Genomic DNA, 16373 nt, shown 5'->3' on the forward strand with positions numbered 1-16373 from the left:
CGGGCCGGTGCTGCCCGCCCCACCACGCACAGCAGCGAGTGTGCGGGTGGTGTGCGGGTGGACGTCGCGGACGCAGGCGGCCGGGCTCAGCTGCCGCCGAGCGGTCCGCTGACCATCGCGGCGGCCTCGCGCGGGCTGAGCCCGCGGCCGGTGTCGAGCGCGTCGTCGTACCGGTCGTCGCCGAGGTGGCCGCGTGCGGCGGCGGCCGCGGCGGCGATGGTCGCCGGGTCGGGCCGGTAGTAGCCGTAGCCGTGCGAGCCGAGCGACTCCCGGATCGCCTGCGCCGCGCCCAGCACCAGCGGCACCCGGGCGTGCTGCCCGGCCGCGGCCGCCAGCACGGCGCTGGCGTCGAGGAGGTAGGCCAGGTTGGCCTGGTCGCCGGTCTCCAGCGAGAGCCGTACGCCCTCGTCCAGGTGGCGGTGCGCGGCCGCGTGGTCGCCACGGACCAGCTCGACCTGGAAGAGGTTGTAGAGCGCGATGTAGGACGTGAGGCGGTCGCCACGGCGGTGCGCCGAGCCGAGCCCCGCCTCGACGAGCGGCACCGCGGCTGCGGGCTCGCCGCCCAGGAGCGCGACCGTCCCGAGCCACACGTGCGACAGGGCCCACGTCCACTCGGCGGCGGGACCGCCCTCGTCGGCGTGCCCGACCGCCCGGGTGAAGTGCGCCTCGGCAGCCGCCAGGTCTCCCCGGGCCAGGGCGTAGAGCCCGGTGCCGGCCACGGAGTTGGCGAGGATCACCGGGTCGCCGTCCGCGTGCTCCGTGGCGCGCTCCCACCACGCCCGTGCCGCGGGCAGGTCGTCCATCGCGAAGGCCATGGTCGCGGCGGCGAGCGCCGCGCGGGCGTGCACCGGGCCGTCCGGCAGGCCGCGGGCGAGGACGTCCTCGGACAGCCGGCGACCGTGTGCGAGGTGGCCCCGCAGCCACCAGTACAGCCAGAGCGCCCACGTCACCCGCGCCGCGGACTCGACGTCGCCCGCGGCCAGCGAGCGCTCGACGGCCGCGGTGAGGTTGGCGTGGTCGGCGTCGGCCCGCGCGAGCGCGGCGACCTGCCCGCCGTCGAGGTAGCGCGGGGACACCTCCTCGGCGAGCTCGAGGAAGTGGGCGGCGTGCGCGGCGGCGGCCCGGTCCCACTCCGCCTCCTCCTCCAGGAGCGAGCGGGCGTACTGCGAGACCGGCTCGAGCATCCGGAAGCGGCCGTCGCCGGCGACGACGAGGGAGTGGGCGACGAGGGACTCGAGGAGCTCCACCACGGGTCGCCCGTCGGCGAGGAAGCGCGCGGCCACGCCCTCGAGGTCCTCGAGGGTGGTGCCCCCGACGAACACGCCGAGGAGCCGGAGCAGCGCCTGCTCGTCGGGGTCCAGCAGCCCGTGGCTCCAGTCGAGCGTCGCGCGCATCGTGCGCTGCCGCGCCGGCAGGTCGCGCGGGCCGGACTGGAGGGCGCCGTCGAGCCGGTCGAGGAGGGCGGACGGCTCCAGGAGCCGGGCGCGCGCAGCGGCGAGCTCGAGCGCCAGGGGGAGGCCGGCCAGGCGCGTGCAGATCGCCTCGACGGCCGCCGCGTCCCCGGGCCGGGACCCCCAGCCGGGGTGGACGGACTCCGCCCGGTCGAGCAGCAGCCGTACGGCCGGTGAGTCGGGCTGGTCGGGGGTGGGCAGGGCGAGCGGCTCGACGGCTAGCTCCGCCTCGCCCCGGACCCGCAGCGGTGCCCGGCTGGTGACCAGGACGGTCAGGTCGGGGGCCGCCTCCAGGACGGCCGCGACGTCGGGCGCCGCGTCGAGGAGGTGCTCGGCGTTGTCGAGCACCAGGAGCAGGTGTCGTCCTCGCAGGTGTGCTGCCAGCTCGTCGGCGAGCGGGGCACCGGGGGCGGGGGTGGCGTCCACGGCGTCGGCGACGGCGCTCAGCACCTGACCGGCGTCGTGCAGCGGGGCCAGCTCGACCAGGCGCACCCCGTCGGCGTAGGTGTCGGCGAGGGCCTGGGCGGCGGCCAGGGCGAGCCGGGTCTTGCCCACCCCGCCCGGGCCCACGAGCGTGACGAGCCGGTGGGCCCGCAGCAGGTCCCTGACCCGTACGACGTCCTCGTCGCGGCCGATGAGCGCAGTGGCAGGCGCCGGAAGGTCGCGCGGGCGCCGGGCCGGGGCGGAGTCGGTGGCCCGCCCGGAGCGCGTCGGCACGGCGGCCAGCAACCGGGCGCGCTGGTCCTCGGTGAGGTCGAGCGCGGTCGCCAGCGAGCGCAGCGTGTGGGGGTAGGGGCGGGTGCGGGTCCCGCGCTCGAGGGCGCTGATCGCGTGCGGGCTCAGGCCGGCCCGCTCGGCGAGCTCCTCCTGGGAGAGCCCGGCACCCTCTCGAAGGGCGCGCAGCAGCGAGGCGAGCGTGCTCGCTGCGTTGGTCCCCACCACACCTCCCGTGCTCCCGGCCCGGAGTGTAGTGAGCCGTGGGCACCACGGTCTGCAAGAACGGAGGCGGCGCACGCGGGAGCCGGGCTGAAAGATCTTGCAGCCATTGCAAGACCTCTCAGCAGCAACCTACTGTGAGCGACGCCACATTCCTCGGTCCACATCTCGGGAGTCCCCGTGCGCCGCACCCCTCGCCGCCCTCGTCGTACCATCCTCGGCCTCACGGGGCTGGCCACGCTCCTCGCGGGGCTCGCTCCGCTGGCGCCCGCCCGCGCCGACCACCGCGACGCCCCGCCGGCGACCGTGACCGTGGTCGGCAGCCTCCAGAGCGAGCTCGGCTGCGCGGCGGACTGGACGCCCGACTGCGCCCAGTCCTCGCTCGTTCGGCAGGACGACGGGAGCTGGGCGCTCATCGCCGAGGTGCCGGCCGGGTCCTACGAGCTCAAGGTCACCGTCAACGGCTCCTGGGACGAGAACTACGGCGCCGGCGGCACGGCCGGCGGGGCCAACATCCCGCTCGTCCTGCAGCAGCCCGCCCGGCTCCGGTTCGCCTACGACGACACCACCCACCGGGTCGCCGTCGCTCCCGCCGACCAGCCGTCACCGCGCCCGACGGCCGCGGACCGCCGCCTGGCCACGACGTCGCTGCGCGGACCGCTCACCCGCGAGAACTTCTACTTCGTGATGGCCGACCGGTTCGCCAACGGCGATCCGGCCAACGACGCCGGCGGGCTCGCGGGCGACCGGATGACCACCGGGCTCGACCCGACCCACAAGGGCTTCTTCCACGGCGGTGACATCCGCGGCCTGTCCGACCGGCTGGACTACATCGCCGGGCTCGGTACCACCGCCATCTGGCTCACCCCCAGCTTCCAGAACCGTCCCGTCCAGGGCACCGGCGACCAGGCGAGCGCCGGCTACCACGGCTACTGGGTCACCGACTTCACCCGCATCGACCCGCACTTCGGCACCAACGCCGAGCTGAAGGCGTTCATCGACAAGGCCCACGGCCGCGGGATCAAGGTCTTCTTCGACATCATCACCAACCACACCGCCGACGTCATCGACTACGCCGAGGTCCAGCCGGGAGAGCCGCACACCTACATCAGCAAGGAGGCCGAGCCGTTCCGCGACGCGTCCGGCCAGCCGTTCGACGACCGCCGCTACGCCGGCGGCGAGACGTTCCCACAGCTCGACGCCGCCGCGTCCTTCCCCTACACGCCGGTCTTCCGCAGCGAGGCCGACCGCACGGTCAAGGTGCCGGCGTGGCTCAACGACCCGACGATGTACCACAACCGCGGCGACTCGACCTTCGCCGGTGAGTCCTCCACCTACGGCGACTTCTCCGGCCTCGACGACCTGTTCACCGAGCGGCCCGACGTGGTCGACAAGATGACCGACATCTACCGGACGTGGGTGGACTTCGGCATCGACGGCTTCCGCATCGACACCGTCAAGCACGTCAACCTGGAGTTCTGGCAGGAGTTCGCGCCGGCGATCCGTGACCACGCCACCTCGATCGGCAACCGCGACTTCTTCGCCTTCGGTGAGGTGTACGACGCCAACCCGGCGTACCTGTCCACGTTCAGCACCGCGGGCCGGCTCGACGCGACGCTCGACTTCGGCTTCCAGGAGGCCGGCACGGGCTTCGCCAAGGGCGGGGCGACGACGCGGCTGCGCGACTTCTTCGCCGGCGACGACTGGTACACCGACGCCGACTCCAACGCCTACGCGTCCCCGACCTTCCTGGGCAACCACGACATGGGCCGGATCGGCACGTTCCTGCGCGGCACCGACTCCGTGCTCGAGCGCGACCGGCTCGCGCACACGCTGATGTACCTCACCCGCGGGCAGCCGGTCGTCTACTACGGCGACGAGCAGGGCTTCGTCGGCGACGGCGGCGACCAGGACGCGCGTGAGGACATGTTCGCGAGCCGCGTCGCCACCTACAACGACAACGACCTCATCGGCACCGACGCCACGACCGCCGGGGCGAACTACGACACCGGGCACCCGCTCTACCGCACCATCCGCGACCTGGCGCGGCTGCGCCGGACGTACCCCGCCCTCGCCGACGGCGCCCAGCTGCACCGCTACGCGTCCAACAGCGCGGGCGTCTACGCGTTCAGCCGCATCGACGCAGGGGAGCGGCGCGAGTTCCTCGTCGCGCTCAACAACGCCACGACGGCCAGGACCGTGACCGTCGCGACCGAGGTGCCGCGCGGCGGCTTCACCCGGGTCTGGCCGGCCGGACGGGCCGTGCTGCGCACCGACGAGGAGGCGCGCACCACGATCACCGTGCCGCCGCTGTCGGCGGTGGTCTGGCGCGCCGACCGTCGCATCCCCGGTCAGGGCACCGCGCCGGCGATCCACCTCGAGAAGCCGTCGGCGGGCGGGACCGTGGGCGGCCGCTCGCCGATCACGGTCGGCGTGCCGGACGGCGGCTTCAACCAGGTGACGGTCGCCTGGCGGCCCGCCGGGGCGACACAGTGGACGGCGCTGGGCACCGACGACAACGCGCCCTACCGCGTGTTCCACGACGTCAGCGCGATGCCCAAGGGCACGCTGCTGGAGTACCGCGCCGCGCTGCGCGACAGCAGCGGCAACCTGTCGGTCGCGTCGTCGTACGCCACCGTCGGCGACCCGGAGGCCGAGCCGACTCCCGGCGGCGGCGGAGGCGGCGGACCGGTCACCCAGCCCGGCGCGGTGTCCATGCCCGGCAGCCACAACAGCGAGATCGGCTGCCCGGGCGACTGGCAGCCCGACTGTGCCGAGGCACAGATGTCGCTCGACGCCGACGACCTGGTCTGGAAGAAGACCGTCGCGCTCCCGGCCGGCGGCTACGAGTACAAGGCGGCCCTCGAGAACAGCTGGGACGAGAACTACGGCGCGGGCGGAGCGCGCGGTGGCGGCAACATCGCGCTGACGCTCGGGGCCGCACGCGACGTGACCTTCTACTACGACCACGCCTCGCACTGGATCACCACCGACGCCAACGGCCCCATCGCCACGCTGGCCGGCAGCTTCCAGTCCGAGCTCGGCTGCCCGGCCGACTGGTCCCCCGACTGCATGCGCAGCTGGCTGAAGGACCTCGACGGCGACGGCACCTACACCTTCGCCGCGACCCTGCCGCCGGGCAGCTACGAGACCAAGGTCGCCCACGGGCTCTCGTGGGCGGAGAACTACGGGCAGGACGGCGCACCCGACGGTGCCAACATCCCGTTCAGCGTCCCCGCAGGAGGGGTCGAGGTGCTCTTCACTTACGACGTGACCACGCACCGGCTCCAGATCGCCACGCGGGCGGCCGGGGCCTCGCCCGACCTCACCAAGGCCAAGGCGCAGTGGCTGCGCCGCGACCTCGTCGCGTGGGACGTCCCCGACCCGGAGTCACGCCGCTACCGCCTGCACTGGTCGACCGCCGGCGACCTCGCCGTCGACGCCGAGGCCGTCACCGGAGGGTCCTCGCTCCCGCTGGCGTACGACCCCGAGGGCCTGCCCGACGACGTGCTCGCCGACTTCCCGCACCTCGAGGGCTACGAGGCGTTCCGGCTGGACCGGCGCGCGGCCCGGCGCGTGCCGGAGGTGCTGACCGGCCAGCTCGCGGTGGCGTCGTACGACCGGAGCGGCGCGCTGCACGACGCGACCGGGGTGCAGGTGCCCGGCGTCCTCGACGACGTGTACGCCGACGCCGCCCGCGCCGACCTCGGCGCCACGTGGCACGGCGGCCGGCCCTCGCTGGCCGTCTGGGCGCCCACCGCCCAGCGGGTCGCGGCCCGGGTCGCCGGACGCCAGGTGCCGATGACCCGGCACCGTGACGGCACCTGGCGCGTCAGCGGTCCCGCCGCGTGGCGAGGCGCGGCCTACACCTACGACGTGACCGTGTGGTCCCCGTCCGCGGGCGCGGTCGTCACCAACCGGGTGACCGACCCGTACTCGGTCGCACTGACCGCGAACTCCCGGGCCTCGCTGCTCGTCGACCTCGACGACCCGGCGCTCGCGCCGGCCGGCTGGTCGCGCACCCGGCCGCCGACGATCGCACAGCCGGAGGACCGCACCGTCTACGAGCTGCACGTGCGCGACTTCTCCATCGGCGACGAGACCGTCCCCGCGGCCGAGCGCGGCACCTACCTCGCCTTCACCCGCCCCGAGGCTGCCGGCATGCGCCACCTGCGACGGCTCGCGGCCGCGGGCCTCAACACGGTGCACCTGCTGCCGGCCTTCGACATCGCCACGATCGAGGAGCGCCGCTCGGCGCAGCAGGTCCCGGCCTGCGACCTCGCGGCCCTGCCGCCGGACTCCACCGAGCAGCAGGCGTGCGTCGAGGCCGTGCGCACGCGCGACGGCTTCAACTGGGGCTACGACCCGCTGCACTACACGACGCCGGAGGGCTCCTACGCCACCGATCCCGAGGGCACGCGGCGCACCGTCGAGTTCCGCCGGATGGTCCAGGGGCTCAACGCCGCCGGGCTCCAGGTCGTGATGGACGTGGTCTACAACCACACCGCCGCGTCCGGCCAGGACGAGAAGTCGGTGCTCGACAAGGTCGTCCCCGGCTACTACCACCGCCTGTCCGCGGCGGGAGCGGTCGAGACCTCGACGTGCTGCTCCAACACCGCCTCGGAGCACCGGATGATGGAGAAGCTGATGATCGACTCCGTGCTCACCTGGGCGCGCGAGTACAAGGTCAACGGCTTCCGCTTCGACCTGATGGGCCACCACTCGCTGGAGAACATGACCCGGCTGCGCGCGGCCCTCGACCGGCTCACCGTGGCGCGCGACGGCGTGGACGGGAAGGGCGTCTACCTCTACGGCGAGGGCTGGAACTTCGGCGAGGTCGCCGACGACGCGCGCTTCGTGCAGGCGACCCAGCGCAACCTCGCCGGGACGGGCATCGGCTCGTTCAGCGACCGGCTGCGCGACGCCGTACGAGGTGGCGGACCCTTCGACGAGGACCCGCGGGTGCAGGGCTTCGGCTCCGGGCTCTTCACCGACCCCAACGGTGCCGCGGTCAACGGGACCGCCGAGGAGCAGCTGGCCGACCTGATGCACGCGCAGGACCTGGTCAAGCTCGGCCTGGCCGGCAACCTGGCCGACTTCTCGTTCCGCGACTCCAGCGGCGCGGAGGTCGTCGGCTCCGAGGTGGACTACAACGGCCAGCCCGCCGGGTACGCCGCTGATCCCTCGGAGACCGTCACCTACGTCGACGCCCACGACAACGAGACGCTCTTCGACTCGCTCGCCTTCAAGCTGCCGCAGGGTACGACGATGGCCGACCGCGTCCGGATGAGCACCGTCTCGCTCTCGACGGTCGCCCTCTCCCAGGGCGTGGTGTTCTGGCACGCCGGCACCGACCTGCTCCGCTCGAAGAGCCTGGACCGCAACTCCTACGACTCCGGAGACTGGTTCAACCGGGTCGACTGGCAGCGCCGGGAGAACACCTTCGGCTCCGGCCTGCCGCTGCGCGCGGACAACGAGGCGAAGTGGCCCTACATGCGCCCGCTGCTCGCGGACCCGGCGCTCGACCCTGGACCGGAGGCGATGGACGCGGCCCACGCCCGCGCGCAGGACCTGCTGCGGATCCGGATGTCGTCGCGGCTGTTCCGGCTCGGCTCGCTGGACGACATCCAGGACAAGGTGTCGTTCCTCGACGCCGAGCCGGGCGTGGTCGCGATGCTCATCGACGACACCGTCGGCGACGACGCCGACCCCGGCCGCGACGGGATCCTGGTGGTGTTCAACGCCAGCCCAGACGCCCAGACGGTCGGTGGCACGGGTGCCGGCTGGCGGCTGCACGACGTGCAGGCCTCGGGCACCGACGCGGTGGTCAAGGGCAGCACGGTCGCCGCCGACGCGGTGACGGTGCCGGGTCGGACGACCGCGGTCTTCGAGCGCTGAGGATCCGTCCAGCCGGCCGTGGTGGTGGCACACCATCAGCGGCAGATGAGTGCGTTGCTCATGTCCTACATCAGCAGGTCCTCAACCGTTCGGACGACGGCCGCGTACGCGCCATCGACATCTCGAAACTCGGGGCAGAGGCTGTCGCCTTCTCCGTCGGCAACCCACACCACGTCAGCCCAGCCTCCGGTCCAAACGCAGACCTCGATCTCGTCGTCGCCGTAGTCGATACGGAGTCCAAGAGACTCAGGAATCTGAACGGCGCTCCGGTCCGGCGTGATGGGCTGCGGCCAGGAAGCCCGCTCGTCTCGCCAAGTGAGTGGCCCGACGCGAGCACGCTTGCGCCACTCAGGCATGACACCTTCCAGGCGGCGTGCCAGTTCGTCTAGGTCGACGTGGTGTTCCACGTAGCCATCGTGCACGACCGGCGCAGAACATACGTCCGCCTGCGCGGATCTCGGCAGATCCGCGCACTTCAGCGGCAGATCCGGACGCCGTGCTGTGAACTGGAAGCGACCCTGCGGTAGAAGAACGTCATGGTCCGGTTCCTGTTGACCCAAGAGGTCGCCGCTCACGACACCGCGGAGGTGTGGCCCGTTTATGAGTCGGTGTTTGGCGACTACTCCGACTGCGACACCTGGCGTCAGGCTGTGTGGGACAGGCACAGCGTGCGGGACGGCTTTCGTCTCGTCCGCGCCTACGAGGGCGAAGCCCTCATCGGCTTCGTCTACGGCTACACCGGTCACCGTGGTCAGTGGTGGACCGACAACGCCCAGAAAGTTCTGGGTCCTGAAGTTGCTGGCACGTGGCTCGGAGGGCACTTCGAGCTGGTCAGCATCGGCGTACTGGCCTCGGCCCGGCGTAGGGCTGTCGGTCGATCTCTCATGCGCGTGCTCCTAGAAGACCTCCCGCACGACCGCTGGCTTCTCATGACGACGGCTGACGCCGACGATCCGGCAAGGCGGCTCTACGCGTCCGAGGGGTGGCACGTCCTGGGTCCAGGGATCGGCGACGACACCGTGATCATGGGGCGCAGATCCGCGGTCACTGCGCCGATTGAGTAAGGCGCGCTCAGGCATGAGCGGACGCATCTCGGCGGCGGCCTATCTGCGTCGGTGGAACCTGAGGTCGCCGTTGGGGAGGCGGTCGGTGTGGTAGCCGGTGTCGTGGACCCGGTGGTGATGGTGGCTGCACAGCAGCACGGCGTTGGTGAGGTCCGTCGGGCCGCCGGCAGACCAAGGGTCGAGGTGGTGGGCGTCGCACCAGGTGCCGGGGGTGTCGCAGCCCTCGGCGCGACAGGTCCGGTCTCGGATCAGGAGCGCCTTGCGTTGCGCCGGGCTGAAGAGGCGCTTGGCACGTCCGAGGTCGATGGGCAGTGAGGTGCCGTCGAGGACGACGGGAAGGATCTTCGCGGTGCACGCCAGGCGCCGGGCTTCGCTGGCGGTGATCCGGTCGCCGGTGAGGTCGTCACCCGGCACGAGACCGGCGCCGATCAGGCCCGCAGTCGCGAGCTCGGCCTTCAGCGACGCAAGGGGGATCGTGATGACGACGGTCGTCGCATCGCCACCGTGGACCGGGAGCCGCGACGGGTCGGCGGCCTCGAGGAACTGGCCGAACGCGTCCCCGAGACGTCTCGGATAGGGCAGGCGCGTGAGTGGATCGGTGGTGGGCTCCTCGTGCTGCGCCCGCGGGTTGGTGAACGCTTCGAGGTAGGTCGCGAGCCCGGTCGCCACCGCGTCGGGCACGACCCCGGAGATGCGGGTGGTGCCGTCGCCCTGACGCCGCAGCGTGAGGCGGGTCTTGCGGGCGGCATCGGCCTCGAGGTCGGCGAGGCGGTCGGCCTCCGCGGCCTCGGCGATCTCGGGTGCCACGACGTCGAGGATCCGTCGGCCGAGCCGGCCGAGCTCCTTGGGTCCGAAGTCGTCGGCTCGGGCCACGAGGTGGGCCTCGGCCAGCGCGACCGTGGCGGAGTCGACTCGAGCCGGCAGCGCGTCGAGGGCACGACGGATCACCTGGGCCTGGTCGAGCGTGACCGTGCCGTCGCGCATCCCTGCCGCCAGGATCGGGCGCTCACGGTCCAGAGCTGATGCCAGAGCGAGGTCGGCGTGCGCGGCGCTGAACCGCGTACGTGTCTGGTGCGCCAGCCACGCCGCGGCGTCCTTCGCCCCGGTCGCGTCGGCCAGGGCGCCCGCGTCGGCCAGCACTCGCAACCGAAGCTCCGCCAGCTGCCCCTCGGCGCGCACCAGCTCGCACAGCGCGGTCGCCTTGTCGTCGGTCGACATGAAGGTCGGGTTCACGCCCGCGAGGCCCTTGAGGAGGGTCCGGATCTCGGAGACAGCAGCAACGACCGGGTGACTCACGGCTGGCCTCCCTTCGACGACGGGTCACCGCACGCGCCAGCACGCGTGGGGTCTACGGTCGTCGCTCCTGGAGGCCCGGCTCGCCGGACTATTACGTCACCCTCGCAACTCGCTCCGCTGACTCGGGATGGCGCACTGGTGACTTGTCCTGGTGGCCCGGTGATCGTTGGAACGTGCTGTCATTCTACCCGTGGAGGCTGAGTTGATCGAACACATGTTCGATCAAGTTCTTGTGCCGGTTTCGTCAAGGTCGGGACGCACGAACGCCCCCGGGCGATGCCGGGGGCGTTCGACGTACGACAGGCGGGTCAGCTCCAGCGCTCCGAGGCCGGGGTGAAGGTGAGCTCCCGGTCGCCGGTGTAGATCTGCTTCGGGCGGGCGATCTTCTGGTCCTTGTCCTGCACCAGCTCGGCCCACTGCGCCAGCCACCCCGGCGTACGGCCGATGGCGAACAGCACGGTGAACATCTCCGGCGGGAACTGGAAGGCCTCGTAGATCAGGCCGGAGTAGAAGTCGACGTTGGGGTAGAGCTTGCGCTTGACGAAGTACTCGTCCTCCAGTGCGATCTTCTCCAGCTCGAGGGCGATGTCGAGGAGCGGGTTGGTGCCGGTGACCTCGAAGACGTCCTCGGCCGACTTCTTGATGATCTTCGCGCGCGGGTCGTAGTTCTTGTAGACGCGGTGGCCGAAGCCCATCAGCCGCTCGTTGCCGTCCTTCACGCCGTCGATGAAGGCGGGGATGTTGCTCTTGTCGCCGATGCGGCGCAGCATCCGCAGCACCGCCTCGTTGGCACCACCGTGCAGCGGGCCGTAGAGGGCGCCGACGCCGGCCGCGACCGCCGAGTAGGGGTCGACCTGCGAGGAGCCGACCGAGCGGACCGCGTTGGTCGAGCAGTTCTGCTCGTGGTCGGCGTGCAGGATGAAGAGCACGTCGAGGGCCTTGACGAGGCGCTCGTCGGCCTCGAACTTCTGCTCGCTCATCTTGAAGAGCATCGAGAGGAAGTTGGCGGTGTAGCCGAGGTCGTTGTCGGGATAGACGTAGGGCTTGCCCTGCGCGTGCCGGAACGACCAGGCGCCGAGCGTCGGCATCTTGGCGATCATGCGGACGATCTGCATGTGGCGGTTGTCCGCGTCGCTGATGTTGCGGGCGTCGGGGTAGAACGTCGACAGCGCGCCGACGGAGGCCATCAGCATGCCCATCGGGTGGGCGTCGTAGCGGAAGCCGTGCATGAAGTTCTTGACGTTCTCGTGCACGAACGTGTGGTAGGTGATCTCGTGCACCCAGGCGTCGTACTGCTCCTTGGTGGGCAGCTCACCGTGGATGAGGAGGTAGGCGACCTCGAGGAAGTTCGACTTCTCGGCGAGCTGCTCGATCGGGTACCCGCGGTACTCGAGGATGCCCTTGTCGCCGTCGATGTAGGTCACCGCCGAACGGCACGAGGCGGTGTTGACGAAGCCGGGGTCATAGGTGGCCAGGCCGGGCTCGTCGTCGGTGAGGCGGATCTGCCCCAGGTCCTTGGCGGCGATCGTGTTGTCGGTGATCGCGATGTCGTACGTCTGACCGGTCCGGTTGTCGGTGACAGTCAGGGAATCCTTGGCCGCAACGTCGGTCACGTCGGCTCCTGTTCATACGTCTTTGTACGTCTGTGGGGTCCCCTCAACTTAGTCCGGCCTTCCTCGCGACCGCGAATCAGGTGTCCACCCACGGGACCGCCACCACGGATTCAGCGGCCCGCCACCCGGTCGGCCAGCCGCGCCACCCGACTGGTGCGCGGCAGGCCCGCGTCCTCGCGCCGGTCGGCGGCCCGGTAGAGGCGGTAGAGGGCGTGGACGCCCGCCCAACGCAGCGGCTCGGGCTCCCAGCGTCGTACGCCGTGGCCGGTCCACGGCAGCGCGGTCAGGTCGGTGTCGCGCCGCAGCACCAGGTCGCGGAGCGTGCGCCCGGCGAGGTGGGTCGCGGTGAGCCCGGAGCCGACGTAGCCCCCCGCGTGGCCCAGGCCGGTCGCCGGGTCGAAGGACACGCTCGCGCTCCAGTCGCGGGGCACACCCAGGACGCCGCACCAGGCGTGGTCGAGCGCGATGCCGCGCAGCGAGGGGAACAGGGAGGTGAGCGTCGCGCGGAGCGACTCCACGGTCCAGTCCTGCGTGCGGCCGTCGGCGTCGGTGCGCGAGCCGAAGCGGTAGGGGACGCCGCGGCCGCCGAGGGCGATCCGGCCGTCGGCGGTGCGCTGGGCGTAGCAGTAGGCGTGCGCCTCGTCGCCGAGCAGCTCGCAGCCGTCCCAGCCGACCTCGCGCCACTGCGCATCGGTCAGCGGCTCGGTGACCACGATCGCCGAGTTCATCGGCAGCCAGTCGCGGCGGTGGCCGGCGAGCCCGGCGGTGAACCCCTCCAGGCAGCGCAGCACGACGGGGGCGTGCACGATGCCGCGCTCGGTGACCGCGGCGCCGGGCTCGACGCGGAGCACGCGGGTGCCCTCGTGGATGCGGACGCCGCGCTCGCGCACCACCCGGGCGACGCCGCTGACCAGCCTGGCCGGCTGCACCCGCGCGCAGTCGGGGTCGAGGTGGCCCGACACCGCACCGGCGACCCGGATCCGCGCCGCCACCTGGTCGGCGTCCAGCTCACCGTCGAGCCGCTGGGCCTGTGCCGGCGAGCGGGCGACCGTCAGCACCCCGCTGCGCACGATGTCGGCGTCGATGCCCTCGCGCGCGGCGGTGCCGATGACCTCGTCGACCGTCGCCCGGAGCGCGGCGCGCAGCCGCGCGACCCCGTCCTCGCCCGCCACGGCGGCATACGCGCGCGGGCTGCCGGCGAGCTCGCTGGACAGCCAGCCGCCGTTGCGCCCCGACGCCCCGAACCCGGCGAACTCGGCCTCGAGCACGCGGATGTCGAGCGAGGGGTCGGCCGCGTGCAGGTGGTACGCCGCCCACAGCCCGGTGAGGCCGCCCCCGACGATCGCCACGTCGCAGGACGTGCCACCATCGAGCCGGTCGGTGGGGGAGGGCAGCCCGACCTGCTGCCACCAGAAGGACACCCCGCCGTTGCGCACGCGCCCATTGTGGTCCCGCGCCGTTTTGACCCCCGCGCTCGGCGCGCCGTAACCTTGCTGGTCGCGACTCCTGCCGCGTCCGTCCTCTCCGGGGGCGGGTGCAGATCCGGACGTCATCCCTCCTGAGCGGGGGAGCGATCCGGGCCGTGTTCGTCAGTCGTCGCAGCACCACCACCCGCCCCTCGTCCGAGGGACGGACCCAACGAACGAGAACGGGACATCGCCGTGCGCACGTACAGCCCCAAGCCCGCTGACATCCAGCGTGAGTGGCTCGTCATCGACGCCACCGACGTGGTCCTGGGCCGCCTCGCCGTCCAGACCGCCAACCTCCTCCGCGGCAAGCACAAGCCGACCTTCGCCCCTCACATGGACATGGGCGACTTCGTCATCATCGTGAACGCCTCCAAGGTGTCGCTGTCGGGGACCAAGAAGACCACCAAGATGGCCTACCGCCACTCCGGCTACCCGGGCGGCCTCTCGGCCACCCCGTTCGGTGAGCTCCTCGAGAAGGACGCCCGCAAGGCCATCGAGAAGGCCGTGTGGGGCATGCTCCCGAAGAACAAGCTCGGTCGCCAGATGCTGAAGAAGCTCAAGGTCTACGCCGGCCCCGACCACCCGCACGCGGCCCAGAAGGCCACCCCGTTCGAGATCTCCCAGATCTCCCAGTGACGACTGAGGACTCATACATGACTGAGAACACCACCGAGGTCGAGGAGACCTTCGAGACCGACGCCGACGGCGTTGCCTACACGTCCGAGAGCGACGCCTCGGCCGACACCCCCGCCCGCCCGGCCACCATCGCGCCCGCCGGCGCGACCGGCCGCCGCAAGGAGGCCGTCGCCCGCGTCCGCATCGTCCCGGGCACCGGCGAGTGGACCATCAACGGCCGCACGCTCGACAACTACTTCCCCAACAAGCTGCACCAGCAGATCGCGAACGAGCCGTTCGTGGAGCTGCAGCTCGAGGGCCGCTTCGACGTCATCGCCCGCATCCACGGCGGCGGCATCGCCGGCCAGGCCGGCGCCCTGCGCCTCGGCGTGGCCCGCGCGCTCAACGCCGTCGACGTCGAGGCCAACCGCCCGGCGCTCAAGAAGGCCGGCCTGCTCACCCGCGACGCCCGCGTCGTGGAGCGCAAGAAGGCTGGACTCAAGAAGGCCCGCAAGGCCTCGCAGTTCAGCAAGCGCTGATCCAGCACTGCCCCACGAGGCCCGCACCGTCGTCCGACGGTGCGGGCCTCGTCGCATGTGGGGGCACGTGCGGGCATGTGGGGCACCTCGCCCCTTCCTCGGTTCTGCGGGGACCCCGCGCGCCCCTTAGGCTCCGAGGTCATGACGCGACTCTTCGGCACCGACGGCGTCCGCGGCCTGGCGAACGCCAGCCTCACGGCCGAGCTGGCCCTCGACCTCTCGGTGTGCGCTGCGCACGTGCTCGCCGACCGAGGCGAGTTCGAGGGGCACCGCCCGCTGGCCGTGGTGGGCCGCGACACGCGCATCTCGGGCCAGTTCCTCGAGGCGGCGGTCGTGGCGGGGCTCGCCTCGGCGGGCGTCGACGTGCTCCTGCTCGGGGTGCTGCCGACCCCCGGCGTGGCCTACATGACTGAGCGGCTCGGCGCCGACCTCGGCGTGATGCTCTCCGCCTCGCACAACCCCATGCCCGACAACGGCATCAAGTTCCTGGCCCGTGGCGGCCACAAGCTCGACGACGCGATCGAGATCGCGATCGAGCAGCGGATGGGCGAGCCGTGGGAGCGCCCGACCGGGGGCGACGTTGGCCGGGTGCAGGTCTACGACTCCGCCGTGGAGGAGTACGCCGCCCACCTCGAGAGCACGATCACCCACCCGCTCGTGGGGCTCAAGGTCGTGCTCGACTGCGCCGAGGGTGCGGCCCACGCGGCAGGCCCCCGCGCCCTGGAGGACGCCGGTGCGACGGTGATCGCGATCCACGCCGACCCCGACGGGCTCAACATCAACGACAACTGTGGGTCGACCCACCTGGAGTCGCTGCAGGCGGCGGTGAAGGAGCACGGTGCCCACGCCGGCTTCGCCCTCGACGGCGACGCCGACAGGTGCCTGGCGGTCGACGCCGACGGCAACGTCGTCGACGGCGACCAGATCCTGGCGATCCTCTCGCTGTCGCTGCTCGAGCAGGGCCGCCTGGCCAAGGACACGGTCGTGGCGACGGTGATGAGCAACCTCGGCTTCGTGCAGGCGATGCGGGCCCACGACGTCGGTGTGCGCCAGACCAAGGTCGGTGACCGCTACGTCCTCGAGGCCATGAAGGTCTCCGGCTACAACCTCGGCGGCGAGCAGTCCGGGCACGTCATCCTCAGCGACCACGCGACCACGGGCGACGGCATCCTGACCACCCTGCACGTGATGGAGCGGATGGCCACGACCGGCAAGTCGCTCGCCGAGCTCGCGGCCGTCATGACCCGCCTGCCGCAGGTCCTCGTCAACGTCTCCGGCGTGGACAAGTCGCGCGCCGACGAGGACGCCGTCCTCGCGGCAGCGGTCGCGGAGGAGGAGGCCGTCCTCGGCGACCGCGGACGGATCCTGCTGCGCCCCTCGGGCACCGAGCCGATCGTGCGCGTGATGGTCGAGGCGCCGACCCAGGACGAGGCGCAGGGCGTCGCGTCGCGACTCGCCGACGTCGTGAAGTCCCAGCTGGCGCTCTGACGGA

General features: G+C 72.1%; 10 protein-coding genes. 5 read left to right on the forward strand and 5 right to left on the reverse strand.

The genetic code is table 11. The features are described from left to right. Positions 1–86 precede the first annotated feature (86 nt). On the reverse strand, positions 87–2390 hold the full coding sequence (locus tag Q9S36_RS35865; RefSeq protein ID WP_311289569.1) for a helix-turn-helix domain-containing protein: 2304 nt from the start codon (positions 2388–2390) through the stop codon (positions 87–89). Between the two features lie 177 nt (positions 2391–2567). On the opposite strand from Q9S36_RS35865, the gene pulA reads away from it, so the two are divergent. Beyond that, a complete protein-coding gene (gene pulA / locus Q9S36_RS35870; protein WP_311289570.1) occupies positions 2568–8285 on the forward strand; it encodes a pullulanase-type alpha-1,6-glucosidase in 5718 nt (1905 codons plus the stop codon). A 65-nt stretch (positions 8286–8350) separates the two neighbouring features. On the opposite strand, the gene Q9S36_RS35875 is transcribed toward pulA, so the two are convergent. Beyond that, the gene (locus tag Q9S36_RS35875) at positions 8351–8692 is read right to left on the reverse strand and encodes a hypothetical protein (RefSeq protein WP_311289571.1); all 342 of its coding nucleotides are present in this window, start codon (positions 8690–8692) and stop codon (positions 8351–8353) included. 129 nt (positions 8693–8821) lie between these two features. Between Q9S36_RS35875 and Q9S36_RS35880 the strand changes: the two genes are divergently transcribed. Then, the gene (locus Q9S36_RS35880; RefSeq protein WP_311289572.1) at positions 8822–9349 is read left to right on the forward strand and encodes a GNAT family N-acetyltransferase; all 528 of its coding nucleotides are present in this window, start codon (positions 8822–8824) and stop codon (positions 9347–9349) included. Between the two features lie 39 nt (positions 9350–9388). Here the strand turns inward: Q9S36_RS35880 and Q9S36_RS35885 are convergent, their stop codons facing one another. The 3 genes from Q9S36_RS35885 to Q9S36_RS35895 form a co-directional block, all read right to left on the reverse strand. Beyond that, positions 9389–10645 (reverse strand): DUF222 domain-containing protein, encoded by a 1257-nt coding sequence (locus Q9S36_RS35885; protein WP_311289573.1) that lies wholly within the window; start codon positions 10643–10645, stop codon positions 9389–9391. A gap of 308 nt (positions 10646–10953) precedes the next feature. Then, positions 10954–12258: a citrate synthase gene (locus Q9S36_RS35890; RefSeq protein ID WP_311289574.1), complete on the reverse strand. Its 1305-nt coding sequence runs from the start codon at positions 12256–12258 to the stop codon at positions 10954–10956. Positions 12259–12368: 110 nt separating this feature from the next. Then, positions 12369–13694 (reverse strand): FAD-binding oxidoreductase, encoded by a 1326-nt coding sequence (locus Q9S36_RS35895; RefSeq protein ID WP_311289575.1) that lies wholly within the window; start codon positions 13692–13694, stop codon positions 12369–12371. Positions 13695–13919: 225 nt separating this feature from the next. Between Q9S36_RS35895 and rplM the strand changes: the two genes are divergently transcribed. From rplM to glmM, 3 genes are all read left to right on the forward strand, one after another. Further along, positions 13920–14363, forward strand: coding sequence for a 50S ribosomal protein L13 (gene rplM / locus Q9S36_RS35900; RefSeq protein ID WP_135838891.1), 444 nt, complete (start codon positions 13920–13922; stop codon positions 14361–14363). Positions 14364–14380: 17 nt separating this feature from the next. Further along, the gene (rpsI, locus tag Q9S36_RS35905) at positions 14381–14881 is read left to right on the forward strand and encodes a 30S ribosomal protein S9 (protein WP_311289576.1); all 501 of its coding nucleotides are present in this window, start codon (positions 14381–14383) and stop codon (positions 14879–14881) included. A 141-nt stretch (positions 14882–15022) separates the two neighbouring features. Then, a complete protein-coding gene (glmM, locus tag Q9S36_RS35910; protein ID WP_311289577.1) occupies positions 15023–16369 on the forward strand; it encodes a phosphoglucosamine mutase in 1347 nt (448 codons plus the stop codon). Positions 16370–16373: the final 4 nt, after the last annotated feature.

Source organism: Microbacterium sp. ARD31, assembly GCF_031844425.1.

Excerpts from the sequence above, each read along its gene's own strand:
- Q9S36_RS35880 (WP_311289572.1), top strand. The coding sequence starts at position 8,822 with ATGGTCCGGTTCCTGTTGACCCAAGAGGTCGCCGCTCACGACACCGCG.
- rpsI (WP_311289576.1), top strand. The coding sequence starts at position 14,381 with ATGACTGAGAACACCACCGAGGTCGAGGAGACCTTCGAGACCGACGCC.
- glmM (WP_311289577.1), top strand. The coding sequence starts at position 15,023 with ATGACGCGACTCTTCGGCACCGACGGCGTCCGCGGCCTGGCGAACGCC.